19 protein-coding genes, 1 pseudogene and 1 riboswitch are annotated in these 24,384 nt (G+C 68.3%); of the genes and pseudogenes, 5 read left to right on the forward strand and 15 right to left on the reverse strand.

Annotated elements, in window-relative coordinates:
• Positions 1-76 precede the first annotated feature (76 nt).
• From MRBLAR12_RS20060 to MRBLAR12_RS20085, 6 genes and pseudogenes are all read right to left on the reverse strand, one after another.
• Complete coding sequence (locus MRBLAR12_RS20060) at positions 77-319, reverse strand: RNA-binding protein (protein WP_079554798.1); 243 nt, start codon at positions 317-319, stop codon at positions 77-79.
• Between the two features lies 1 nt (position 320).
• Positions 321-746: a 30S ribosomal protein S16 gene (gene rpsP / locus MRBLAR12_RS20065; RefSeq protein WP_026266438.1), complete on the reverse strand. Its 426-nt coding sequence runs from the start codon at positions 744-746 to the stop codon at positions 321-323.
• Between the two features lie 218 nt (positions 747-964).
• Positions 965-1,402 carry a hypothetical protein gene (locus MRBLAR12_RS20070; RefSeq protein WP_229992662.1) on the reverse strand — a complete coding sequence of 146 codons (438 nt, stop codon included), beginning with the start codon at positions 1,400-1,402 and terminating at the stop codon, positions 965-967.
• A 767-nt stretch (positions 1,403-2,169) separates the two neighbouring features.
• Positions 2,170-3,045, reverse strand: a pseudogene (locus MRBLAR12_RS20075) (VOC family protein).
• 82 nt (positions 3,046-3,127) lie between these two features.
• Positions 3,128-4,210 carry an amidohydrolase family protein gene (locus MRBLAR12_RS20080; protein ID WP_364747957.1) on the reverse strand — a complete coding sequence of 361 codons (1,083 nt, stop codon included), beginning with the start codon at positions 4,208-4,210 and terminating at the stop codon, positions 3,128-3,130.
• Positions 4,207-4,713 carry a GNAT family N-acetyltransferase gene (locus tag MRBLAR12_RS20085; protein ID WP_229992665.1) on the reverse strand — a complete coding sequence of 169 codons (507 nt, stop codon included), beginning with the start codon at positions 4,711-4,713 and terminating at the stop codon, positions 4,207-4,209. Before MRBLAR12_RS20085 ends, MRBLAR12_RS20080 begins: the two co-directional genes overlap by 4 nt.
• Before the next feature lie 74 nt (positions 4,714-4,787).
• Positions 4,788-4,896, forward strand: a riboswitch (TPP riboswitch).
• Between MRBLAR12_RS20085 and thiC the strand changes: the two genes are divergently transcribed.
• Complete coding sequence (gene thiC / locus MRBLAR12_RS20090) at positions 4,892-6,727, forward strand: phosphomethylpyrimidine synthase ThiC (protein WP_290369323.1); 1,836 nt, start codon at positions 4,892-4,894, stop codon at positions 6,725-6,727. It overlaps the preceding riboswitch by 5 nt.
• Here thiC and MRBLAR12_RS20095 read toward each other — a convergent pair.
• Both MRBLAR12_RS20095 and ffh read right to left on the reverse strand, forming a co-directional pair.
• Entirely contained in the window at positions 6,724-7,458 is a 735-nt protein-coding gene (locus tag MRBLAR12_RS20095; RefSeq protein ID WP_229992666.1) for an alpha/beta fold hydrolase, read from the reverse strand. The two genes, thiC and MRBLAR12_RS20095, sit on opposite strands and share 4 nt — an antisense overlap.
• A gap of 70 nt (positions 7,459-7,528) precedes the next feature.
• Positions 7,529-9,112, reverse strand: coding sequence for a signal recognition particle protein (ffh, locus tag MRBLAR12_RS20100; protein WP_229992667.1), 1,584 nt, complete (start codon positions 9,110-9,112; stop codon positions 7,529-7,531).
• 152 nt (positions 9,113-9,264) lie between these two features.
• On the opposite strand from ffh, the gene MRBLAR12_RS20105 reads away from it, so the two are divergent.
• Positions 9,265-10,653 (forward strand): glucose-6-phosphate dehydrogenase, encoded by a 1,389-nt coding sequence (locus tag MRBLAR12_RS20105; RefSeq protein WP_364747963.1) that lies wholly within the window; start codon positions 9,265-9,267, stop codon positions 10,651-10,653.
• A 126-nt stretch (positions 10,654-10,779) separates the two neighbouring features.
• On the opposite strand, the gene MRBLAR12_RS20110 is transcribed toward MRBLAR12_RS20105, so the two are convergent.
• Together MRBLAR12_RS20110 and MRBLAR12_RS20115 are read right to left on the reverse strand one after the other, a co-directional pair.
• Positions 10,780-11,118: a P-II family nitrogen regulator gene (locus MRBLAR12_RS20110; protein WP_028276847.1), complete on the reverse strand. Its 339-nt coding sequence runs from the start codon at positions 11,116-11,118 to the stop codon at positions 10,780-10,782.
• Positions 11,115-12,482: an ammonium transporter gene (locus MRBLAR12_RS20115; RefSeq protein WP_364747966.1), complete on the reverse strand. Its 1,368-nt coding sequence runs from the start codon at positions 12,480-12,482 to the stop codon at positions 11,115-11,117. The genes MRBLAR12_RS20110 and MRBLAR12_RS20115 overlap by 4 nt, the downstream gene beginning before the upstream one ends.
• Positions 12,483-12,771: 289 nt before the next feature.
• Here MRBLAR12_RS20115 and MRBLAR12_RS20120 point away from each other — a divergent pair, with 289 nt between their 5' ends.
• A complete protein-coding gene (locus MRBLAR12_RS20120; protein WP_414645556.1) occupies positions 12,772-13,983 on the forward strand; it encodes an MFS transporter in 1,212 nt (403 codons plus the stop codon).
• Positions 13,984-14,254: 271 nt separating this feature from the next.
• Positions 14,255-15,859 carry a hypothetical protein gene (locus MRBLAR12_RS20125; protein ID WP_364747972.1) on the forward strand — a complete coding sequence of 535 codons (1,605 nt, stop codon included), beginning with the start codon at positions 14,255-14,257 and terminating at the stop codon, positions 15,857-15,859.
• A 281-nt stretch (positions 15,860-16,140) separates the two neighbouring features.
• On the opposite strand, the gene MRBLAR12_RS20130 is transcribed toward MRBLAR12_RS20125, so the two are convergent.
• A complete protein-coding gene (locus MRBLAR12_RS20130) occupies positions 16,141-16,377 on the reverse strand; it encodes a hypothetical protein (protein WP_229992672.1) in 237 nt (78 codons plus the stop codon).
• Between the two features lie 275 nt (positions 16,378-16,652).
• Here MRBLAR12_RS20130 and MRBLAR12_RS20135 point away from each other — a divergent pair, with 275 nt between their 5' ends.
• Complete coding sequence (locus tag MRBLAR12_RS20135; RefSeq protein WP_229992673.1) at positions 16,653-17,483, forward strand: SDR family oxidoreductase; 831 nt, start codon at positions 16,653-16,655, stop codon at positions 17,481-17,483.
• A gap of 126 nt (positions 17,484-17,609) precedes the next feature.
• Here the strand turns inward: MRBLAR12_RS20135 and ftsY are convergent, their stop codons facing one another.
• From ftsY to rnc, 4 genes are all read right to left on the reverse strand, one after another.
• Positions 17,610-18,821 carry a signal recognition particle-docking protein FtsY gene (gene ftsY, locus MRBLAR12_RS20140; protein ID WP_364747975.1) on the reverse strand — a complete coding sequence of 404 codons (1,212 nt, stop codon included), beginning with the start codon at positions 18,819-18,821 and terminating at the stop codon, positions 17,610-17,612.
• Between the two features lie 86 nt (positions 18,822-18,907).
• Complete coding sequence (gene smc, locus MRBLAR12_RS20145) at positions 18,908-22,543, reverse strand: chromosome segregation protein SMC (protein WP_229992675.1); 3,636 nt, start codon at positions 22,541-22,543, stop codon at positions 18,908-18,910.
• A gap of 98 nt (positions 22,544-22,641) precedes the next feature.
• The gene (gene mutM / locus MRBLAR12_RS20150; protein WP_364747978.1) at positions 22,642-23,631 is read right to left on the reverse strand and encodes a bifunctional DNA-formamidopyrimidine glycosylase/DNA-(apurinic or apyrimidinic site) lyase; all 990 of its coding nucleotides are present in this window, start codon (positions 23,629-23,631) and stop codon (positions 22,642-22,644) included.
• A 9-nt stretch (positions 23,632-23,640) separates the two neighbouring features.
• Positions 23,641-24,363, reverse strand: coding sequence for a ribonuclease III (gene rnc / locus MRBLAR12_RS20155; RefSeq protein ID WP_229992677.1), 723 nt, complete (start codon positions 24,361-24,363; stop codon positions 23,641-23,643).
• Positions 24,364-24,384 lie beyond the last annotated feature (21 nt).

Below are 24,384 nucleotides of genomic sequence, written 5' to 3' on the forward strand. Positions count from 1 at the left end.
CGACGGGAAAACAGTCCGGCCCCTCCACCATTATCTGGTGAAGGGGCCGGACTCAAGACAAGTAGTGCTGAAAGCGTTACCGGCGGCGGTCGGTGTCGACGACGTCGACCCTGACCTGCTCGCCGTCCGCCAGCGCCGCAACCACAGTGCGCAATGCGCGTGCGGTCCGGCCCTGCCGGCCGATCACCCGTCCGAGGTCGTCCTGATGAACGCGCACCTCAAGGGTTTCCCCGCGGCGGTTGTTCTTCGCACTGACCTTGACGTCCTCGGGGCTGTCAACAATCCCGCGGACCAGGTGTTCGAGCGCTTCTGCCAGCAATTTACTCAGCCTCGGTGGTCTCTGCTTCGGCGGCGTCGGCGGGAGCCTCGGCAGCTTCATCCTTCTTGGCCTTCTTGGTGATGGCTTCCGGGATGATCACGGAACCCTTTTCCGGGGTAACGAAGGCAGCCTTGGGAGCCTTGGTCTTCAAGGTTCCCTCCTGGCCCGGGAGACCCTTGAACTTCTGCCAGTCACCGGTGATCTTCAGGATCGCGGCAACCTGCTCGGACGGCTGTGCGCCGACGCCGAGCCAGTACTGGGCACGGTCCGTGTCGACCTCGATGTACGAGGGCTCTTCGGTCGGGTGGTACTTGCCGATCTCTTCAATAGCACGGCCATCACGCTTGGAGCGTGAGTCCATGACGACGATGCGGTAGTACGGTGCGCGCATCTTACCGAAGCGCTTAAGGCGAATCTTTACGGCCACTTTTGTGGTCACTCCTGTTTCTGAAACGGGGTCGAGCCCGGCGTTCTGCACCCGTGGGGCGGGCCGTACTTGGGGGTTCTAAAGGACAAGATCCAGACGCGGAGAGAGGGGCCACGCAGATCGAGTACCTGTTCATTGTGCCAGAACACCGGCAGGATTTCGACTTGACGCGGGTCCGGCGCGCCAGCACGCCCCCTGGTCGCGGCGATCCAGGCCGGTCAGGACGTCCAGACGTAGAGGCCGGACCTGGTGGCGGGGTCGACTCCAGCGGCGAGCTCGGCGATCCGGCGGACATAGCCCCGCGCCTCGTCCGGGCCGAAGGGCATGTCCTCCTCGGCGGCCCAGTTGGCCGCGACGTCCTCGAGGACGTCGCCCTCCCCTTCGGTTTCATAGCTGAGCAGTTCCGCCAGCGTGCGGACCATCGCGGCGGGGACGCCGAGCAGCGAGTCGCTGGCCACGTCAACCATGGCCAGCTCGTAATCCGCGCCCGGGGCGTGCACGGCCACTCCGGCGAGGTCTCCCAGCCGCTCCACCTCAAAGTCACTAATCTCCGGGATGCGGACTGCCCCCGGCGCGGCCGGCCCGCCGCCTTCGAGTGCGCCGGCGCGCTTGAGGGCTTCTTCGTGGGTGGACACAAAGAGTTCGGTGAATCCCATGCAGCTTGTCCTTAGGGTTCGGCGGTACGCGGACCGCTGTTTTCGGCGTCGCTTCAGCCTAGCGTGCCTTTAGCGCACGGCGACGCTGGTGGACATGCCCTCCGTAACCGTGCCGGATGTCGCCATACTTGGTCCCACCCGTGGGCATGCCCTCCCCGGAGCGTGAGCACTGGACATATGGCAGCTATGTCCGTTCCCGGCCGCGACCGATGGACATGTTCCGAAGTCCCGCCAACGAACTGTGGACATGCCCTCCCCCGACGGTGAGCAATGGACATATGGCAGCTATGTCCATTCCCGGCCGCGACCGGTGGACATACCCAGCGGTTCTGAGGGCGACGAGTGGACATGCCCTCCTCCGGCCCGGGAACCCTGCCCACCCGGCCCCGCCCGCGGACATGCCCAGGGGTCCTGAGGGCGACCAGTTGACATGCCCTCCCCTGACCGTGAGCACTGGACATATGGCAGCTATGTCCGTTCCCGGCTGCGACCGGTGGACATACCCAGCGGTCCTGAGGGCGACCAGTGGACATGTCCTCCTCCAGCCCGGGAAACCCAGCCCATCCGGCTGCGACCGATGGACATGTTCCGAAGTCCCGCCAACGAACAGTGGAAATGCCCTCCCCCGACGGTGAGCAATGGACATAAGGCAGCCATGTCCATTCCCGGCCGCGACCGATGGACATGTTCCGAAGTCCCGCCAACGAACGTTGGGCATGTCCAGTGGGGAGCTATGAACGCTGGACATGCCCAGCGAACAGCGTGCCTTAGCGCACGGCGACGCGGATCCGGTTGCGCCACGGGTCCTCGAAGCGCAGCTCGGCGCCGGTGTGGTGCGAATCGACGCCGGCGACCTTAAGCCGGTCGGCCAGGCCTGCGACGTCGTCACCGGACGGCACTTCGATGAGGACTTCACCCAGGCCCAACGTGTCGCGCCGGGGACCCGCGCCGCGGCTGTTCCAGACGTTCATGGCCATGTGGTGGTGGTAGCCGCCGGCAGAGACGAACAGTGCCTGGCCGTGCCAGCCCGCGGTCTTCTCGAATCCGAGGGTGCCGACGTAGAACTCTTGCGCGGAATGAACGTCGCCCACTTGCAGGTGGACGTGCCCGACGCCGGCGGCGGCCTCGCGCTGGCCGGTCACGGATTCTTCGGTCAGGAACTGCTGCAGGTAACGCTGCGGCGGCAGGGCCAGGCTGTCCATGACGACGTTCTTGCCCTCCCACGACCAGGCTTCCCGCGGCCGGTCCCAGTACAGCTCGATGCCGTTGCCCTCGGGGTCGTTGAAGTAGAACGCCTCGCTGACAAGGTGGTCCGCGCTGCCCGTGAAGGACTGGGGCTCATACTGGGCCGCGGTGGCCACGGTAGCCGCCAGGGAGTGCTGGTCCTCGAAGAGCAGGGCGGTGTGGAAGAGCCCGGCCTCGCCGCGGGAGGGAATGTTCAGGCCGGGGGCGGGCGCCAGGTGGACCAGCGGCTTGCGCTTGCGTCCGAGGTAGAGGCCGCCGTCCTGTTCGGCCACAATTTCCAGGCCGAGGGCCTACTGGTAGTAATCGGTCATGAGCTTCATGTCGCCGACCTTGAGCATCACGGTGCCCATGCTGAGTTCGGCCGGAAGGAGATCCTGGGTGCTGGATTCTTGGGTCATCGAAACGCTCCGGTGTCTTGCGGCCACCGGGTATCGGCGACCTTTCGTATAGGGTTAAATTACTTGAAGCTTCAATTTATTCCTAACGGATGAAGTGCCCCCTCAGCACAATGTGCTGTAGGCCCGCGAGGGTGCCGAGGTGCTGCCGGGGGTCTTCGGCGCATACCAGGACGTCGGCGCTGGCCCCTTCGGCGATGCCGTCCGCGCCGAGCCACGTCCTCGCGGACCAGGCCGCCGCGTCGAGGGCGGCTGCTGCGGGCAGGCCGGCGGCGTGCAGGGCATGGATCTCGTCCACGATCCGGCCGTGCCTGATCACGCTGCCGGCGTCGGTGCCGGCATAGATGGCCACCCCGGCCTCGTAGGCTTCGAGGACCCGTTCAGCCCGCCGTTCCCACAGCGAGCGCATGTGGGCGGCGTAGCGGGGGAACTTGGCCTCCGCCCGCGTGGCGATGTCCGGGAACGTGGCGATGTTGATCAGAGTGGGCACGATCGGGACGCCTTGGTCGAGGAAGCGCGGCAGGTGCCGGGGCAGCAGCCCGGTGCCGTGCTCGATGCAGTCGATCCCGGCGTCGAGCATGTCATCCAGGGTGTCTTCGGCGAAGCAGTGCGCGGTGACCCGGGCCCCTTCATCGTGGGCGGCCTGGACGGCGTCCTTGACCGTCCGGGCGGGAAAGCTGGCCGCCAGGTCGCCGGCGTCGCGGTCGATCCAGTCCCCCACGAGCTTGACCCAGCCGTCGCCCGCGCGGGCCTGCTTCCGCACCGCCTCTACGAGATCCTCCGGCTGGACCTCGATGGCCAGGCCCGGCAGGTAGCGCCGGGTCCTGCCGAGGTGCCGGCCGGAGCGGATGATCCGGGGAAGGTCCGCCCGCTGCTGGAGCCAGCGGGTGTCGTGGACCGCGCCGGCATCTCGGACCAGCAGCGTCCCGGCGTCCCGGTCCGCCAGGGCCTGGGATTCGGCGGTGTCCTCGGAAACGTCCCCGCCCGGGCCCAGGCCGATGTGGCAGTGTGCGTCCACGAACCCGGGAATGACCCAGCCGTCCAGCACGGTCTCCGGCGCGGCTGCCGGGCGGCGGAAGGTCAGCAGTCCGTCCACCGACCAAAGTCCGCGGCGTTCCTGGTCCGCGGCCGTGAGGATGGGGCCGCTGAATTCGATGATACCGGTCATGGCCTAAGCCTAATCCGCATGACAACCCGCCGGCCCAGATCATCCAGCCCCAGCTGCGCTTCGTGCACCCGCAGGGCAGCCAACGCCTGGCCCGGCTGGGCGAATTCCTCGAAACCGCAGCTCGCGTAAAACGGCCCATTGAACGGAATGTCCGCGAAGGTGCTAAGCGTCATCGATAAACAGCCACGACTCCGGGCCGCATCGATGGCCGCCTCCACCACGGACCGGCCGATCCCCCGCCCGCCGAAGTCCGGCTGCACGGAGAGTTGCTCCAGGTGGGCCTGGCCGCCGAGTTCGTCAACGCGGGCAAATCCTACGGGCGGGTTTCCGGCGACAAGTATGAAGCGCGGCTCGACCGGCGTCGTCAACGCCGGAGCCGGGAGCGCCTGGTCCCCCGGCTCCGCTTCGAGGATGCGGTCTGCTGCGGCCTCGAGAACCGGCAGCGCCGGAAGGTCTTCCGGCGTCGCCGTCCTGATCCGGGCCGCGGCCCCGGGCACAGTCACAATGCCAAGCTAACACCGCGGTCCGCCGGCCGCGTCATACTCCACAGCCGTCGACAGGCACGTGGTAGCTTCGTCTACGACCACACGGGTGCCCCCTGCAGGGGCTGAGATCGGGCTGACGCAGCCTGCGACCGTTGAACCTGTCCGGGTAATGCCGGCGAAGGAAGTGAGTATTTTCGTGAATACCCAATTGACCCAGCACAGCCCTGCCCAAATCGAGCCCGTCCAAATTGAGTCAGCCCAAAATGAGCCTGCAGCCGCCACGCAGTCGCTGAAGTCCCACTCGCTGGCCTTCACCACGGACCCGGACCATGGCATCCGCGTCCCGGTGACCGAGATTGCCCTGGAACCCTCACCGGGCGGCGTCGGGAACGCACCCTTCCGGGTCTACCGCACCGCCGGCCCCGGCAGCGATCCGGTCCGCGGGCTGGAGCCCTTCCGGGCATCCTGGATTGAGGCCAGGGCGGACACCGAAACCTACGCCGGCCGGGAACGGGAGCTGCTCGACGACGGCAAGTCGGCGGTGCGCCGGGGTGCGGCGTCGGCCGAGTGGCGGGGCGGCCGGCCGGTGCCGCGGCGCGCCGTTGAGGGCAAGACCGTCACGCAGATGCGCTACGCCCGGGACGGTGTCATCACCCAGGAAATGCGGTTCGTCGCGCTGCGGGAGAACTGCGATGTGGAGCTGGTCCGCAGCGAGGTGGCCGCGGGGCGGGCGATCATTCCCAACAACGTCAACCACCCCGAATCCGAGCCGATGATCATCGGCAAGGCGTTCCTGGTGAAAATCAACGCCAATATCGGCAACTCCGCCGTGACCAGTTCCATCGCCGAGGAGGTGGACAAACTCCAGTGGGCCACCCAGTGGGGCGCGGACACGGTCATGGACCTCTCCACCGGGGACGACATCCACACGACACGCGAATGGATCATCCGCAACTCCCCCGTCCCCATCGGCACGGTCCCGATCTACCAGGCGCTGGAGAAGGTCAACGGTGAGGCGAATGCCCTGACCTGGGAGATCTTCCGGGACACCGTGATCGAGCAGTGCGAGCAGGGCGTGGACTACATGACCATCCACGCCGGGGTGCTGCTGCGCTACGTGCCCCTGACAGCCAACCGGGTCACCGGCATCGTCTCCCGCGGCGGCTCCATCATGGCCGGCTGGTGCCTGGCGCACCACCAGGAGAACTTCCTCTACACCCACTTCGACGAGCTGTGCGAGATCTTCGCGAAGTACGACGTCGCGTTCTCCCTGGGTGACGGGCTGCGGCCCGGCGCGACGGCGGATGCCAACGACGCGGCGCAGTTCGCCGAGCTGGACACGCTGGCCGAGCTCACGCAGCGGGCCTGGGAGTTCGATGTGCAGGTCATGGTGGAGGGCCCGGGACATGTGCCCTTCCACCTCGTCCGGGAAAACGTGGAGCGCCAGCAGGAACTCTGCAAGGGCGCCCCGTTCTATACGCTCGGGCCGCTGGTCACCGATATCGCACCGGGGTATGACCACATCACCTCGGCGATCGGCGCCACGGAGATTGCCCGCTTCGGCACCGCCATGCTCTGCTACGTGACACCCAAGGAACACCTCGGGCTGCCGAACAAGGACGACGTGAAGACGGGCGTGATCACCTACAAGATCGCGGCCCACGCCGCCGACCTCGCCAAGGGCCACCCCGGCGCCCACGAACGCGACGATGCCCTGTCCAAGGCGCGGTTTGAGTTCCGCTGGCGGGACCAGTTCGCGCTGTCCCTGGACCCGGTGACGGCGGAGGCCTTCCACGATGAGACGCTTCCCGCGGAGCCGGCCAAGACAGCCCACTTCTGCTCGATGTGCGGTCCCAAGTTCTGCTCGATGCGGATCAGCCAGGACATCCGGGACGAATACGGTTCAGCTGATTCGCAGGCGGCCCTGGCGCAGATGGCGGCCGGAATGCAGGCGAAGAGCAATGAGTTCCTCGCCTCGGGCGGCAAGGTCTACCTGCCGGAACCGGCCGTAGGCGAACCTGCAGCCTCCTAGGACGCCCGGGCGTGCTGGTGCCGGCTAACCTCGGCGATGTACGAGCGGATGGCCCGGTCCCCCTCGGCTGAATCCTGGGGCCGGTGCCCTCCCGGCGCCGTGCGGTGCAGGGCGCCGGTCTCGCGCAGGTAGCCGGCGATTTCCTCATACAGCGGTTCCCAGCCTCCGGTCAGGACCAGCGTCGGCACGCCCGGCACGATCTGCAGCGGGGCTTCCCACGGCGGCGCCTGCAGGCGGAGCCGGCGCGCCGCCCGGAGGGCCTCCGGCGTCGTGGCCCCCGGGGCGTCGGCCGCAAACGCGCGGCGGATGAACTCCCGCTGGAAGTCGTCGTCGCTGAGGTTGTGCCGGACGTCGAAGAGCGGCTGCATGAGCGCCCGGTGCGCAGCGGTGGCGGGAAGCTCCGCGGTCAGGGACAGGCAGGCCGGTTCCACCAGGGTGAGCGACTGGACGAGGTCGGGCCGCTCGACGGCAGCCATCATCGCGGCGATCGCGCCCTGCGAATGGGCCACCACATGGCCGCCGGCCTCGCCGCGGCCGTCGTCTGCCAGCGACGCGAGCACAATTGCGGCGTCGGCGGCGAAGTTGGATTCGAGGGGTTCCGCGACGGCGTCAAACCCGTGCCGCCGCAGGAACAGGGCGTCGTAGTCCAGCGCCATTCCGTGCTGCTTTGGCCACGCGGCGGCACCGAAGCTGCCATCCCCGTGGACGAAGACTACGCGCTGCTTGAACATTGTCTAACCCTATGGCACTTCAGTGCTGATGCCGCCGGCGACACAGTCCCGGCGGCATTAGCAGCTGCGGCTACTTGCTGCCGCCGAGGAACTTGTCGAAGCCCTTGGGCAAATTCAGCTGGGACGGATCGAAGTCGCCGCCCTGCTGGCCGAACGATGCCCCGGTGGGCAGGGCCTTGGAGCCGGCGGCACGCCGGGCCTCGGCGTCGCGCAGTTCCTGCGCTGCCTTGGCCGGGTTGCCGGAGCGGGCCTTCTTCTTGGGCGCGGGCTTGGCTCCCTTGCGCGCCCCGCCGCCCATGCCGGGCATCCCCGGCATTCCGGGCATCCCGCCGCCGGCGGCCATCTTCTTCATCATCTTCTGGGCCTGGGCAAAGCGCTCCAGCAGTCCGTTGACCTCGGAGACGTGCACGCCGGAACCGCGGGCAATGCGGGCCCGGCGGGAGCCGTTGATGATCTTCGGAGCAACGCGCTCGTGCGGGGTCATGGACCGGACAATGGCCTCAACACGGTCGATCTCGCGCTCGTCGAACTGCTCCAGCTGCTGGCGGATGTTCTGCGCGCCCGGCATCATCATGAGCATTTTCTTCATGGAGCCCATGTTGCGGATCTGCTGCATCTGGGCGAGGAAGTCATCCAGGGTGAAGTCTTCCTGGTCGGCGAACTTCTTCGCCATCCGGGCGGCTTCATCCTTGTCCCAGGACTTCTCGGCCTGCTCGATCAGGGTGAGGACGTCACCCATGTCGAGAATGCGCGAGGCCATGCGGTCCGGGTGGAAGAGCTCGAAGTCGTCCACGCCTTCGCCGGTGGACGCGAACATGACCGGCTTGCCGGTGACCGATGCGACGGAGAGCGCGGCACCGCCGCGGGCGTCGCCGTCGAGCTTGGAGAGCACGATGCCGGTGAAGTTGACGCCCTCGTCGAAGGCCACGGCCGTGTTGACGGCGTCCTGGCCGATCATGGAGTCGATCACGAACAGGACTTCGTTCGGGACGATCGCGCGGCGGATCTGGCGCGCCTGCTCCATCATGTCGGCGTCGACGCCAAGACGGCCGGCGGTGTCCACGATCACGACGTCGTGGAGGGTGCGCTTGGCTTCCTCGACGCCGTCACGGGCGACGGCGACCGGGTCGCCGGCAGGGTGGTCCAGCTCGGTGGACGTGGCGCCCGGGTGCGGGGCGAAAACGGGCACCCCGGCGCGCTGGCCGACCACCTGCAGCTGGGTCACGGCGTTGGGGCGCTGGAGGTCGCAGGCCACCAGCATGGGGCTGTGGCCCTGGGACTTGAGCCACTTGGCGAGCTTGCCGGCCAGGGTGGTCTTGCCGGCGCCCTGCAGGCCGGCCAGCATGATGATGGTGGGTCCGGTCTTGGCGAGGCGGATCCGGCGGGTCTCGCCGCCGAGGATCTCCACGAGCTCCTCGTTGACGATCTTGACGATCTGCTGGCTCGGGTTCAGCGCCCCGGAAACCTCGGCGCCGAGGGCACGCTCGCGCACGCGGCCGGTGAACTCCCGGACCACGGGCACGGCGACATCGGCGTCCAGGAGGGCACGCCGGATCTCGCGGACTGTGGCGTCAACGTCCGCCTCGGTCAGGCGGCCTTTGCCACGCAGATTCTTGAAGGTTGCTGTCAACCGGTCAGAGAGTGAATTGAACACGCGCCGTGCACTTCTTTCAGTGGATCTACAGGTGGCGGCCGGTGCGGCACGCCAGCGTCGCGACTGGTGTTCGCCTGGACGAACCGCCTCGACAACAGGACTCGACTATCTAGGGTACCAAGATGCGCCTTCAAGATGGCATGCTGGCTTAGGTGACCAGCCAAACAACTGTAAAAACCCTGCTCATCCTGGGCGCCTCAGGCGATCTGACGGGCAGGCTCCTGTTGCCAGGGCTGGCCCGCCTGGTGGCCCGGGGCCGCGCCGACGGCCTCACCCTGGCCGGAGCGGGATCGGACCCCTGGACGCCGGAGCAGTGGCTGGGCCGGATCGAGGAGTCCTTTGCGGACGAGAACTCCCGGGCCGATGCCCACGGCAAGCGGGAGCTCAAGCGGATCCGCCAGGAGAGCAGCTACCACCAGATCGATGTCACGGCCAAAGGCCAGCTCGCCGGGCTGCTGGCGCAGATGGAGGGCCCCGTGGCCATCTACTTCGCCCTGCCGCCGCCTGTCAGCCAGCTCGCGTGCGAGGCGCTGGCTCCCGAGGACGTGCCCGCCGGCACCCGGCTGGTCATGGAGAAGCCGTTCGGCTCGGATGAGCAGTCCGCGCAGCATCTGAACAAGACACTGGCCGCGCTGGTCCCGGAGGACCACATCCATCGGGTGGACCACTTCCTCGGCAAGGCAACCGTCCTGAACATCCTTGGCCTGCGCTTCGCGAACACGTTCCTGGAGCCGGTGTGGAACCGGCAGCACGTCGAAAAGATCGAGATCATTTTCGACGAGGACCTCGCTCTCGAAGGACGCGCCCGCTACTACGACGGCGCCGGCGCCCTCCGCGACATGATCCAGAGCCATCTGCTTCAGATCATGGCCCTCATGGCAATCGAGCCGCCCGCGTCCGTGGACGAACGCGACCTCCGCGATGCCGTGGCCACCGTGCTGCGGGCCAGCAGAATCAAGGCCCCGTACCGCCAAAACACCCGCCGGGCACGGTACACCGCCGGTTCGATCAACAGCCGGAAAATCCCGGACTATGCCCGGGAGGAGGGCGTGGACGCGTCCAGGGGCACCGAGACCCTCGCCGAGGTGCAGGTGGAGATCGACAACTGGCGCTGGCAGGGCGTGCCGTTCATCCTGCGCTCGGGCAAGGCGCTGGGCAAAAAACGCAAGGAGGCCGTGGTGACCTTCCGGCCGGTGCCGCACCTGCCGAAGGGGTTCACCGGCGTGGACGCCCCCAACCAGCTGCGGATCGGTTTTGGCCCGGACACCCTGCAGTTCGACGTCGACGTGAACGGCCCGGGCGATGTGCTGAGCCTGGACCGGGCCACGTTGCAGGCGGAGCTGAGCTCTTCCGAGCTCCTCCCCTACGGTGAAGTGCTGGAGGGCGTCCTGACCGGCGATCCGCTGCTCTCGGTGCGGGCGGACACCGCCGAGGACTGCTGGCGCATCCTGGCGCCCGTGCTGAAGTCCTGGACCGCCGGACATGTCCCGCTGGAGGAATATCAGGCCGGAACCCCTGGACCGGAGGGCTGGCCGGCGTAGCACTGGCGTAGCGCCGGCGAGGCAACAGGGACGACAAAAGCGGGCCGGATGCCTCTCAGGCATCCGGCCCGCTGTGTCAGTGCCGCTGTGTCAGTACCGGCTTCGGTGGTGCGGAGCGGGGAGCAGCTAGATCGCTGCCGAACCGCGCTCTCCCGTGCGGACCCTGACAGCCTCGAACACATCCATCGTCCAGACCTTGCCGTCGCCGGCCCGGCCGGTGTTCGAACTGGCGATGATGACATCCAGGATGTCGTCCGCCTGTTCGTCGGTGGCCAGGACTTCTACCCGGATCTTGGGCAGGAGGTCCACGTTGTACTCGGCCCCGCGGTACACCTCGGTGTAGCCGCGCTGCCGGCCGTAGCCGCTGGCCGCGCTGACCGTGAGTCCCTGCACGCCGTAGGCCTCCAGGCCTTCGCGAATAGCCTCAAGCTTTTCCGGACGGACGATTGCCGTGATCAGTTTCATGCCCCCACACTTTCCTTACCCGTTGCGTTCTGCTTGCCGTTGGACGCGGCGTCCACCGGCACTTCGTCGACTGCCTCTTCGCCCATCGGCTTGCCGGTGATCAGTTCGTGCAGCGGCTGGAAGCTGCCGCCGTGCCCGCCGACGCCGAACTCGTAGGCGGTCTCTGCGTGCAGGCTCAGGTCCACACCGACGACTTCCTGTTCCTGGGAGACACGGAAGCCCATGAGCTTGTGGACCGGGAAGGCGATGATGAACGTCATCACGGCGGTGAAGACGATGGCCATCAGTGCCGCGAGGCTCTGGGCGACCAGCTGCGTGGTTCCGCCGCCGTAGAACAGGCCCGCAGCGCCCTGGGTCGGGGTGGCGAGGAAGCCGATTGCCACGGTCCCGATAACACCGGCGACGAGGTGGACGCCGACGACGTCGAGCGAGTCGTCGTAGCCGAACTTGAACTTCAGGCCGACGGCGAGCGCGGAGGCCACACCGGCAGCGACGCCGAGGGCGATCGCACCCAGCGGGGAGACGTTGGCGCAAGCCGGGGTGATGGCGACCAGGCCGGCCACCACGCCGGAGGCGGCACCGAGGGAGGTCGGGTGGCCGTCGCGGAAGCGTTCCACCGCAAGCCAGCCGAGCATGGCGGCGGCCGGGGCAGCCAGGGTGTTGATCCAGATCAGGCCGGCCTGCTCCACAGTGGCAGCGGCACCGGCGTTGAAGCCGAACCAGCCGAACCACAGGATTGCAGCGCCGAGCATGACGAACGGAATGTTGTGCGGGCGGTGGTTCGGGTCCTTGCCGAAGCCCTTGCGGTTACCGATGATCAGGACCAGGATCAGGCCCGCGACACCGGCGTTGATGTGGACCACGGTGCCGCCGGCGAAGTCGATGACCGGCGCGAACGTCTGGCCGAACCAGCCACTGGCGGAGAAGAGTCCGCCGCCCCAGACCATGAAGGCCAGCGGCGCGTAGACGAGGGTGGCCCAGATGGGGGTGAAGACCACCCAGGCGGAGAACTTGGCGCGGTCGGCGACCGCGCCGGAGATCAGGGCCACCGTGATGATGGCGAAGGTGGCCGCGTAGCCAACCTTGAGCAGATCAGCCGGTTCGGTGAAGCCGTGCAGGCCAAAGTGGCTGAACGGGTTGGCGAAGATCTGGTAGAAGTTGTCTTCGTTGCTGGTGGCCATCGAGGCGCCCCACAGGACCCACATGATGCTCACGGTTCCAATGGCGACGAAGCTCATCATCATCATGTTCAAGGCCGACTTGGCGCGAGTCATGCCGCCGTAGAAGAATGCCAGGCCCGGGGTCATGAACAGCACGAGTGCCGCGGCGACCAGGAGCCAAACGAGACCTGCGGTGAGTTCCATGGTCTACGTCCTCTCTTGCAATAGGTGCGGAGTAGTCCGCCGGTCCCAACGCATTATTTGCGTTCTACATCGAGTTTCGCGGGGCCGTGTTTCGCTGGCGGAGGATTTACATTGCCGGGTTGTTACAAGAACCTCCCGGACGTAAATGGTGCATCTCACACTTGTTACGGTTATGTTTCATCGAATCAATTCCGCGCTTGAAGGACCCCGCCGCCAGCCGGCCCCGCATCTGCCCAAGGACGAACGCATCATGAGCAAAACCTCCCGCCCCGGCGGCGAAGCCGCAGCCATGGCGCCCGCGCCGGCCCCGGGGCGTTCCCGGCTGCCGCGGGACATCAAGGTGATGCTGGTGGCGGCCTTCCTGATCGCGATCGGCTTTGGCCTCGTCGCACCGGTGCTTCCCCAGTTCGCCACCACGTTCGACGTCGGCGCGACGGCGGCAGCCGTGATCGTGAGCATCTTCGCGTTCATGCGGCTCGTTTTCGCCCCGGCGGGCGGCGCCCTGATCGTGAAGCTGGGCGAACGGCCCGTCTACGTGGCCGGGCTGCTGATCGTGGCTGCGTCGACGGCCGCCTGCGCTTTCGCCCAGGACTACTGGCAATTGCTGGTCTTCCGGGGCCTGGGCGGGGCCGGTTCGGTGATGTTCACTGTGGCGTCCATGGCACTCGTGGTCCGGCTCGCGCCGCCGGAAAGCCGCGGCCGGGTCTCGGGGGCCTATGCCTCCGCCTTCCTGATCGGAAACGTCTGCGGCCCGATCGTCGGCGGGCTGCTCGCCAATTTCGGCCTGCGGGTGCCGTTCCTGGCCTACGCGGCGGCCCTGGTGCTGGCGGCCCTCGTGGTGCAGACCCAGCTCAGCCATGTCCCGGCCGCCGCCCGGCAGCCCGGCGCCACGGCTCCGGCGATGGAACTCCGCGACGCGCTGCGGGACAGCGCCTACCGGGCCGGCCTGTTTTCGAGCTTTGCCAACGGCTGGGCCACCTTCGGGGTGCGGATGGCCACAGTGCCGCTCTTCGCCGTCGTGGCGCTCGGCGCGGGTCCGGAATCGGCCGGTTGGGCCCTGGCGGTTTTCGCGGGCGGAAACGCGGTGGCGCTGACGTTCTCCGGCCGGCTCGCGGACAGCCTTGGCCGCAAGCCGCTCCTACTCGCCGGGCTGCTGGTCACTGGCACTGCCACGGCGGCCATCGGATTCACGCACCAGCTGCCCTGGTTCCTGCTCGCCTCCGCTTGCGCCGGGATCGGTTCCGGCCTGCTGGGACCGGCCCAGCAGGCCGCGATCGCCGATGTGATCGGCAACGAGCGCTCCGGTGGCCGCGTCCTGGCCGTCTTCCAGATGGCCTCAGACAGCGGCGCGATCGTCGGGCCGGTGGTGGCAGGGCTGCTGGCGGACCGCCTGGGCTACGGCTGGGCCTTCGGGGTCACCGGCGGCATGCTGTTGGCCGCCGCCGCAGTGTGGTTGCCGGCCCGCGAAACGTTCGCCCGGCCGGCAGCAAAGAGCGCCTGACCTGCGGCGTTGCCGCCGCCGGTCCGCCGCGCGTGCAGTCCTGTCAATGACCTTGTCCAGGACCCTCCCCGGACCTGGCCCGGGACCGTGACCGGGACCCCGTTCAGGACCTACCGGTCAGCGCAGGCCGTCACCCTTGGCTAAGCTGGGGGCACGTGCCACAATCTTCCGGAGGTAATCCCCCATGGCCAGATTCGACTCTTCCCTAGGAAAAGCCGATAGCCCCGACCCCGCCGATCCAACGAACACGGGGAAAAGAAAGCGCGCACGGATGGTTGCCGGCGCCGGAATCGTCGCCGTCGTCGCAGCAACGGCCGTCCTGATTCCCCTCGCGCTCGGCTCCCCGACGCCGGCCCCGCCGGCCGCTTCCAAGACCGCCCAGTCGGCGGCACCGGCGCCCACCGCGGCTGAGGTGGGCCCCCCTGTCACCTATTACGCGCAGCCGGGCCCGCCGGCCGGGTCACCGCTGGAGAAGGTTGAGCCCCTCAACGTCGACGTCTCCAACGACCTCGTGGGCACCTCCCTGAACAAGGGCCTGACCGGAATCTCCCTCGAGGCCACGGATCTGGCCGATCCGGACCTCAGCAGCGACAACGCGTCGATGGTCAAGCTCCTGAAGGAGATCGACCAGCCCGTCCTGCGCTTCGGCGGCAACGCCGTGGACCGCCGCTTCTTCTGGACCTCCACCGGCGAGGGTGTCCCCTCCGACTACAAGGGAGACAAGACCCACCCGGTCAAGGCCGTGGGCCCGGCAGACCTTGCCCGGCTCAAGACCCTGCTTGAGGCCGGCGACGCCAAGGTCAGCCTCACGGTGGACCTGGGCCACTACAACCCGGCCCGGGCAGCGGACATGGTCAAAAACGCCTCGGAGATCTTCGGCGACCGGCTGCTCAGCATCACGGTGGGCAACGAGCCCAACGGCTTCGTCTTCAACGACGTCAAGACCGGCAGTGGCTACAGCCTGGAGCAGTACGTCCGGGAACTGAAGGACTACGCCAACGCGATCTATGCCGTGGCCCCCAACGTGCCCATCTCCGGCCCGGGCGCCTACGACCAGAAGTGGTGGCAGCCCTTCGTCGATGCGGACATCCCGCAGAAGAAGATCCTGACGTTCCACAACTACCCGCTCTACAGCTGTGACGGCAGTGATCCCAAGGGCTCGCCCACCATTGCCAACCTGATGAGCCAACTGATGCACGACCGTGCCGCCGACTACCAGCAGTCTGCCCTCAAGGTCGGCCAGGCAGCGGGCCTGGAGACCTGGCTCCCGGAGACCGGGATCGCGGCCTGCCCGGGCTCGAACGAGACCTCGCGCACGCATGCCTCGGCGCTGTGGGCGGCTGATTATGCCCTCAACGCCGCCCAGCTGGGCATTACCCGGATCGGTTTCCACAGCTCGCTGCTCACATGCAAGGGCGGCCCGCCCCTGTCCGCCATCTGCAGTGCCGGCGCCTACCCGTTCGGCAACGGCCAGATGTCCGGCCGTGCCAACTTCTTCGGCATCTCCATGGTGGCCGAGCTCGAGGCCGGCAAGTTCATGAAACTGAACAGCGCAGGAGGCGGGCTGGCCTTCAGCTACGCGCTGCAGAACGCGGACGGCAGCACGAGTGTCGTGATCGTGAATGAAAACGACCCCGAAAAGGCCGCGCAGACTCTCGTCACCCTGAACCTGCCGGGCAGGCCGGTAACCGGGACCATGACGCAGCTCAGCGGCCCCAGCTACTCAGCCGAGGACCAGACCGTCATCGACGGCGCCAAGACCGAGCCCAAGCCCCTCGCCCAGCGCGCCACGGTTCCCGGCTTCGCGTACAAGTCCCCGGCGCAGCAGTTCAAGCTGACCGCCGGAACAGTGACGGTCCTGAACTTCAAGTACTAGCCGCTTGACGTACTAGCCCGTCCCAGCGGCAAAAGAGAGTGCCCCGGTCCTGTCCGTCGGTTCCAGCGGTCATTGCAACACCCAGAATTCTTGGGAGTTGCAATGACCGTGTCGTGTTTAACGAAGATTTCTCAAGCCACTGCCTCAGTCGACGACTTCGCGCCGGGAGAGGCGCACCTCCTCAATGTCCAGGTCGGCCTGCACTTGGCGGAGCACGGTGTCGTCGATCCGGCGTTCGTCGCGGAGCCGGACGACGGATGCTCGTTTGCGGGCGAGCAGCCTCAGGCGCAGGGCGGCAGAAAGACCAGCAGCACAACCTCCGGGGGCAGGTGGACTTCCCGGAGCGAGGGGAGGAATCCGGCTTCTGCCGCTGTGGCGTCGCCGTAGGCGGAGCCCTGGGTGAAGATGACCGCATCGATGCCGGCGACCGCGTCCGCGAGAGTCGCCGCCCGGGTCAGCTCGCCCACAACCTTCAGTGCGGCGGCGTCGAACCGGCCTGCGCGGGATGCGCCGCGCACGAGAGCCCGCCGAGTGTTGCCGCGGGGGGACCTGCCAGTACGTGGATCAACGGGCACTTCCTCACCCGGGTGATGCGCGATTAGCTGGATAGAGAGGCGCATGAGAGTGGGCGGGCCAGAACGGCCCTGTACCTCCCGTCGGCTTTCCGACGCTGGTCCCGGACCACACCGGCCCGCCGGCGCCGTCACCCGGGTTCACACGAACCGCTCCCGTTCCCCCACACGAAAATCTGGTGTCTCGACAAGCCGCACACCAGCAGAAGGAAACACAGAATATGAACAAGGAAACTGCAGTCCTCATCGGCACCGGCAGCATTGGTCTCGCGATCGTCCGACGCGCCGGCGTCGGCCGCACAATCCTGCTGGCCGATTACAACGAGACGACCATGACTACTGTCGCCGAGCAGCTCCGAAACGAAGGCTACGACGTGGCTACCCAGGTCACCGACGTCTCCGACCGCGCCGCGGTGGCCGCTCTGGCCGACGCGGCCGCGGCGATGGGACCGGTCACCCGCGTGGTGCACGCAGCCGGCGTCTCACCCGTTCAGGCGACGACTCAGAGGGTCCTGGAAGTCGACCTGCTCGGCACCGCGCTCGTCCTCGAAGAATTCGGCCGCGTCATCGCGTCCGGGGGCTCCGGCGTCGTCATCTCCAGCATGGCCGGTCACATGGGCGACGGATTTCCGCACGAGGTCGAGCGTGCGTGGGCCTTCACCCCGGCGTCGGACCTGCTGGCCCTGGCGTCCTTGGCGCCCGCGGCAGCGGGGACCTCCCGGGATGCGTACATCCTGGCCAAGCGTGCCAATACGGTGCGCGTGCAGGCCGCGGCTGTCACCTGGGGAGAGCGCGGAGCACGCGTTAATTCAATAAGTCCCGGCATTATCTCCACGCCGCTGGCCCAGGAAGAAATGGCCGGTCCTGACGGCGACGGCTACCGCCACATGATCGCGACGTCGGCTGCCGGGCGCATCGGCACCCCCACCGACGTCGCCGAAGCGGGAGCCCTCCTGCTGGGGCCAGAGGGCGGCTTCATTACCGGAGCCGACCTCCTGATCGATGGCGGCGTCATCGCCGCCATGCGCGCGGAAGAGGCGCGGCAGAGTTAAGCGGCAGAGTTAACAGGACGCAGCGGCCCGGAGGATCCGTAGACGAGCACGTCGCCCCGGAACTCAATGCCCGCCCACGCAAAACGCCCGGCTGGGATTCCCCAGCCGGGCGTTGGCGTGATCGTGTCAGTTCAGCAGTGCGTCCACGAATCCTTCGGCGTCGAACGGTGCGAGGTCGTCCGCGCCTTCGCCCAGGCCGATCAGCTTGACCGGGACGCCGAGGGACTTCTGGATGGCGACGACGATCCCGCCCTTGGCGGTGCCGTCCAGCTTGGTCAGGACGATCCCGGTGATGTTCACGACCTCGGAGAACACCCGGGCCTGGTTGAGTCCGTTCTGGCCGGTGGTGGCGTCCAGGACCAGCAGCACCTCGTCCACCTCGGCAAGCTTCTCGATGACCCGCTTGACCTTGCTGAGCTCGTCCATGAGGCCCACCTTGTTCTGCAGGCGCCCCGCGGTGTCGATCATGACGACGTCGACTTCCTGGTCGATGCCGGCCTGGACCGCTTCGTAGGCCACCGAGGCCGGGTCCGCGCCGTGGACGTCGGACTTGACGGTGGGGACCCCGACGCGCTGGCCCCACGTGGCGAGCTGTTCGGAGGCCGCGGCGCGGAAGGTGTCGGCGGCGCCCAGCAGCACGTCCTTGTCCTCGGCCACGAGCACGCGGGCGAGCTTGCCCACGGTGGTGGTCTTGCCGACGCCGTTCACGCCGACCACCAGCACGACGGCGGGCTTGTCGGCGTGGCGCTGGACGTTCAGGCTGCGGTCCATGGTGGGGTCCACGAGCTTGATGAGTTCCTCGCGGAGCAGGGCCTTGACGTGCTCGGGGTCCCGGGTGCCGATCACCTTGACGCGTTCGCGGAGCGCGTCCACGAGCTGCATGGTCGGTTCGGTGCCGAGGTCGGCCAGCAGGAGGGTTTCCTCGACTTCATCCCAGACGTTTTCGTCGATCTTGTCGGCCGAGAGCAGGGCCAGCAGGCCTTTGCCCAGGACGTTGTTGGACTTGACCAGCCGCTCGCGCAGCCGGGCGAGGCGTCCGGCCACCGGCAGCGGGGTTTCCACCGGCACAGTTTCCAGGCCGGCGGCGTTGTCCGGCACCTCGACCGCTGGTTGTTCGAGCTCGACGGCGTCCGGCGAGGTTCTTGCCGGTGCCGGCGCCGACGCGGGACGGTCCTCCACAAGGGTTCCGGCTCCCGGGGCCTGCACGGGGTCGTTTGCGTCACGCGTGCCTGAATAGGTCTTGGCGTTCTTCCGGGTCTTCATGAGCACCGGGATCAGCACACCAATGACCACCAGGACAGCGAGAATGGGCAGAATAATGGGGAGGATGTCGTTCACTCCCCTAGCTTCTCACAAACCCCAAATGGGCCGTGGCCAGCGTTTTCGTTACACCCGGGCCGCCGCCCCGCCCAGATCTCCGCTGTCTAGACCTCCGCGCCCAGCCGCTGGCTGATCACCGTGGAGACGCCGTCGCCGCGCATTGTGACGCCGTAGAGGGCGTCGGCGACTTCCATGGTGCGCTTCTGGTGCGTGATGACAATCAGCTGGCTGGATTCGCGGAGCTCTTCGAAGATGGTGATGAGCCTGCCCAGGTTGGTGTCATCGAGCGCGGCCTCGACCTCGTCCATGACGTAGAAGGGCGAGGGCCGTGCCTTGAAGATCGCCACCAGCAGCGCCACCGCCGTCAGGGAACGCTCGCCGCCGGAGAGCAGCGAGAGCCGCTTGATTTTCTTGCCGGCAGGGCGGGCTTCCACTTCGATCCCGGTGGTGAGCATGTCGGAGGGGTCCGTCAGGACCAGCCGGCCCTCGCCGCCGGGAAACAGCCGGGCGAAAACGCGGACAAACTGCCGCGAGGTGTCTTCGAATGCCTCGGCGAAGACCTTCTGGACGCGGTCGTCGACTTCCTTGATGATGTCCAGCAGGTCCCTGCGGCTGGACTTCAGGTCCTCGAGCTGGGTGCTGAGGAACTGGTGGCGCTCCTCGAGCGCGGCGAACTCCTCGAGCGCCAGCGGGTTGACCTTGCCGAGGGCCGCAAGGTCGCGTTCGGCGCGTTTGAGCCGTTTTTCCTGCTCCGCCCGGACGAAGGGCTTGCCCTCGGAAATCTCGCGGCCGGCCTCGTCCACCGGGGCGCGCAGGGCGGCCCATTTGTCCGCCGAGTCCTCGGCCGGCACCGGAACGGGCCGGTCCGGACCGTAATCGGCCACGAGTTGCTCTGCGGTCAGGCCGAGCTCCTCCACGCTCTTCAGTTCCAGGGCCTCAATCCGAAGCCTCTGCTGGGTGCGGGCGAGCTCGTCGCGGTGCACGGAGTCGGTGAGCTCGGCCAGTTCGCGGGCCAGGGCGTCGTTGCCGCTGCGGACCCCGGCAAGCTCACGGTCCATCGCGTCCCTGCGTTCCTCGGCGCTGTCCCGCTCCCGGCGGGCCAGCTCCACGGAGACGTCGATGAACCCGATGATGTGCTGCACGGCGACGGCGACGGCGGCGGCGCGCCGGGCCTGGAGCCGGCGGCGGCGGGCGCGTTCCGCGGCTTCCTCGCGGGCGCGGCGTTCGGTGGCGGCGGCCCGTTCCAGCGAGGCCGCCCGGTTGCGGGTGGCCGTGAGCTGTTCCTCGGCGCTGCGCAGGGCGAGCCTGGCTTCCATCTCGGCCGTGCGGGCCAGCGAGGCGGCCAGGGCCAGGGCGTCGCGGCGCTCCGGGGAGGGTTCCTGCTCCGCGGGGGCTTCGGTGGCCGCGGCGAGCCGTGCCGCCACCGCTTCCAGGGCATCTTGTTCGCTGACAATCTGGGCCTCGGCCCTGGCCAGGGACGCGGCCAGGCGCTCACTTTCCCCGACGGCGCTGCGCAGCACCGCGTTCAGATGGCCCAGGCGTTCGGCGACGGCCGCGAGTTTCGCGTCGGAGTCGTGGAGTTTTGCGAGGGCCGCGTCCGCCCGGTCCTGGGCTTCGGCGCGCCGGGTCCGGGCGGCGGAGAGGGCGAAGCGGTTGCGTTCGAGCCCGGCGGTGACGGCGGCCAGCCTCGCGGCGGCGTCGTCAACGGCGGCCTGGACTTCCAGCAGCGACGGCGCCGACGCGGAACCGCCGGTCACGGTCAGCACAGTAAAGACGTCCCCGGCCCGGGTCACGGCGGTGAGCCCGGGGCTCGCGGCGATCAGCTGCGCCGCGGCATCCAGATCCTCGACGACGGCGACGCCGGCCAGCAGGGCAGCCAGCGGCAGGCCGGCAGCGTCCGGACCCGCAGCCGAAACCAGCTCCGCGGCCCAGCGCGCGCCCGCGGGAAGCGTGCTCCCGCCGGCTAATGCATCGGCCGACAGCGCACCGGCCAACAGTGGCGAGGGCCCGGCCGGAACGCCGGCGAGCAGCAGCGCGGCGCGGCCGGCGTCGTCCTCGCGCAGCAGCCGCACGGCGGCGGCGGCCGTCTCCTGGTCCCGGACCACCACGGCGTCGGACGCGCTGCCGAGTGCGGCGGCGACGGCGGCCTCGAATCCGGCCTCCACGGTGATCATGGACGCCAAGGGTCCCAGCACTCCGGCGGCCAGGACCCCTGCGGCGGCGCCGAGCACGTGCCCGGAGCCGTCCTTGCGGTTCAGGCCGAGCTGGAGGGCATCGCGGCGGGCCATGAGGGCGCCGCGTTCCCGCTCGCCGTCGCGCTCGGCCGCCTTCAGGGCGTCAATTTCGGCGATGACCGTGTCGAGGGCAACGCTTGCGGCCTCGTAGTCGGCGTCGAGCGATTCCTCGCCGTCCTCGACGCCAGCCACCTGCGTCTCCAGGGCTGTGAACTCACTGTGCGCGTGCCGGCGGCGTTCCTCGCCGGCCTTTTGCGATTCGCGGAGGCGTCCGAGCTCGGACTGGGCCGACTCGACACGGGAGCGTGCCGCGCCGACCTGCCCTGCGAGCTTTGCCAGGCCTTCACGACGGTCCGCGGCGGCCCGGAGCAGGGCCGCGAGCCGCTTGTCCTCGGCGGCGGCGGCCTGTTCGGCCTTATGCTTGGCGGCTGTCGCGGCGGCCAGGGCCTCCGTCCGGTCCAGGATCTGCCGTTCCAGGCCGGCCTGCTCGTCGCGGACGCGGGCGGCCTGCTGCTCCAGCTGGTCCGGATCCCGGCCGGTGTCCGGCACCACGTCCGCTGCGCCGAGCAGCCGGCGGCGCTCCTCGGCGAGCGAGCCGAGCGAGCGGAGCCGTTCGCGCCCGGTGGAGAGCGAGTACCAGTTCTCCCGCGCCGCGTTCAGCGTTGGCGTGGCCTCGGCGGCGAGCCGTTCGAGGACCGCCTGGCGCTGCCGTCCAGCCTCGAGGTCGCGTTCGACGACGCCGCGGCGGGCCTTGAGCGCCGATTCATCCGCGACGTCCTTGGCCAGCGCGGACTGCAGCTGGACGAGGTCGTCCGCCAGGAGGCGTGAGCGGGCGTCGCGGACCTCGAACTGGACGCTCTGGGCGCGCCGGGCAACTTCGGCCTGCTTTCCCAGCGGGGTCAGTTGCCGCCGGATTTCGCCGGTGAGATCGCTGAGCCGGGACAGGTTGGCCTGCATGGCCTCGAGTTTGCGGACCGTCTTTTCCTTGCGGCGGCGGTGTTTGAGGATGCCGGCGGCCTCTTCGATGAAGCCGCGCCGATCCTCGGGGGTGGCGTGCAGGACCTTGTCCAGCTGGCCCTGGCCCACAATCACGTGCATCTCGCGGCCAAGGCCGGAGTCGGAGAGCAGCTCCTGGATATCGAGCAGCCGGCAGCCGGCGCCGTTGATGGCGTATTCCGAGCCGCCGGTCCGGAACAGGGTCCGCGAGATCGTCACCTCGCTGTATTCGATCGGCAGGGCGCCGTCGCTGTTGTCGATGGTCAGCGAGACATGGGCCCGGCCCAGGGGCGGCCGGCCCGAGGTGCCCGCGAAGATCACGTCCTCCATCTTGCCGCCGCGGAGGGTTTTGGCGCCCTGTTCGCCCATGACCCACGCCAGCGCGTCCACGACGTTGGATTTGCCCGAACCGTTGGGGCCCACCACGGCGGTGACGCCCGGTTCGAATTCAAATGTCGTCGCTGAGGCGAACGACTTGAATCCCCGGACGGTCAGACTCTTCAGATGCAAGGTGCTTCGGCTCTCTTCGGTGGCGGCAGCGGGTGCTTTCCAGCCCTAAATCTACCTGTGTTACCGCGGAAGTCCGGGGATTTAGCGGCCGCCCAAGCTTACCAGCGGCCGTTCCGGGGGCGGGGCTGGCAGACGGGACAGGTGTACGAGGAACGGTTCATGAACTGTTCCCGCCTCAGCAGGCTGACCCGGCCGGCGGCCGCGCAGCGCTTGCATTCCTGGCCCTCCCGGCCGTAGGCGTTCAGGGAGCGGTCAAAGTACCCGGAGGCGCCGTTGACGTTGACGTAGAGCGAATCGAAGCTTGTGCCTCCGGCGGCCAGCGCATCCGTCATGACCTCGCGGGCAGCGTCGAGGAGCCGCAGCGCGTCGGCACGGCGCAGGGTGTCGGTGGGCCGGGCATAGTGCAGCTGCGCCTTCCAGAGGGCCTCGTCAGCGTAGATGTTGCCGATCCCGGAGACCAGGCCCTGGTCCAGCAGCGCCCGCTTGAGCCCGGTCTTGCGTGCCCGCAGGCGCCGGTAGAAGGCCTCGAAGGAAAACCAGGGGTCCAGCGGGTCCCGGGCAATGTGCGAGGCTTCCTCGGCGATGAGCGGCAGCGGTGTTTCGGCGAGGCCGCCTGGGCCGCCGTCGTCAGTGGGGATCAGCGAGGTGAGGAACAGGCCGCCGAAGATGCGCTGGTCCACGAACCGGAGCTGTGCGGGCATGCCGTCAGCGGGGCTGAGCCGCAGCCTGACCTTGAGGTGTTTTTCGTCCGGAACGCCGGGGTCCTGCATCAGCAGCTGGCCGGACATGCCCAGGTGGGCCATGAGTGCGACGGCGGGGGCTGGCTCTGCGCCCGGGACCGGCTCCCCAGACAGGACACTGCTCCCGGACGGGGCGGGCGTGTCCGCCAGCGGCATCCAGAGGAATTTGCCGCGGCGGACCACGTCCAGCACCCGGGCACCCTCAAGGTTGCCGGCAAAGTCTTCCGGCCCCAGGGCGTGCCGGCGCAGGGAGCGCGGGTCCAGCACATCGACAGAGGTGATGGTCCGGCCCCGCACCCAGCTCACCAGGCCGCGCCGGACCACCTCGACCTCGGGCAGTTCAGGCAACGCGGCCGCCTAGCTGCCGGTCTGGGGCTGCAGCTGTTGCGGATCAGGCGTGGAGGGGGCGGTCAGCCGGCGCCAGGCATCGGCGGCGGCTTCCTGCTCGGCTTCCTTCTTGGAGTTGCCGGTGCCGGTGCCATAGTCGGTTCCACCGATCCGCAGCACTGCCTCGAATGTCCGGGCATGGTCCGGCCCGGAGCCGTCAACGGCGTAGTTGATGGTTCCGAGCTGCCGGCTGGCCGCCAGCTCCTGGATACTCGTCTTCCAGTCGGTACCGGCGCCGAGGGCGGCGGCGTCCTTCAACAGCGGGCCGACCAGCCGCATGACCAGCTGCCGGGCCGTCTCGATGTCGTTGGAGACGTAGGTGGCGCCGATCAGCGCCTCCATGGTGTCCGCCAGGATGGACGCCTTGTTCTTGCCCTCGGTGAGCTTCTCGCCCTGTCCGAGGTAGATGTATTCGCCCAGCCCGATGCTGCGGCCGATGCCGGCCAGCGCCCGGGTGCTGACGACGGCGGAGCGGCGCTTGGCCAGGTCGCCTTCGGGCAGCGTGGGGTTGTCACGGTACAGCGCGTCCGTCACGGAGAAGCCCAGGATGGAGTCGCCCAGGAACTCGAGCCGTTCGTTGGTGGGAATGCCGCCGTTTTCGTAGGCGTAGGAACGGTGTGTGAGCGCAAGACGAAGCGTCCCGGCGTCAATAGTGACACCGAGACGCTTCAGAAGCTCTTCAGTTGAAGACATCTTTTTCAGCCTGTCGGCGGA

The organism is Arthrobacter sp. LAR12-1-1.1 (assembly GCF_040676555.1).
Classification (GTDB): Bacteria; Actinomycetota; Actinomycetes; order Actinomycetales; family Micrococcaceae; genus Arthrobacter.

Bases quoted from the DNA above. Each gene is read 5' to 3' on its own strand.
- MRBLAR12_RS20110 (WP_028276847.1), bottom strand. From the start codon at position 11,118: ATGAAACTGATCACGGCAATCGTCCGTCCGGAAAAGCTTGAGGCTATT.
- MRBLAR12_RS20135 (WP_229992673.1), top strand. From the start codon at position 16,653: ATGAACAAGGAAACTGCAGTCCTCATCGGCACCGGCAGCATTGGTCTC.
- MRBLAR12_RS20125 (WP_364747972.1), top strand. From the start codon at position 14,255: ATGGTTGCCGGCGCCGGAATCGTCGCCGTCGTCGCAGCAACGGCCGTC.
- MRBLAR12_RS20080 (WP_364747957.1), bottom strand. From the start codon at position 4,210: ATGACCGGTATCATCGAATTCAGCGGCCCCATCCTCACGGCCGCGGAC.
- rnc (WP_229992677.1), bottom strand. From the start codon at position 24,363: ATGTCTTCAACTGAAGAGCTTCTGAAGCGTCTCGGTGTCACTATTGAC.
- MRBLAR12_RS20070 (WP_229992662.1), bottom strand. From the start codon at position 1,402: ATGGGATTCACCGAACTCTTTGTGTCCACCCACGAAGAAGCCCTCAAG.
- MRBLAR12_RS20115 (WP_364747966.1), bottom strand. From the start codon at position 12,482: ATGGAACTCACCGCAGGTCTCGTTTGGCTCCTGGTCGCCGCGGCACTC.
- MRBLAR12_RS20120 (WP_414645556.1), top strand. From the start codon at position 12,772: ATGGCGCCCGCGCCGGCCCCGGGGCGTTCCCGGCTGCCGCGGGACATC.
- MRBLAR12_RS20095 (WP_229992666.1), bottom strand. From the start codon at position 7,458: ATGTTCAAGCAGCGCGTAGTCTTCGTCCACGGGGATGGCAGCTTCGGT.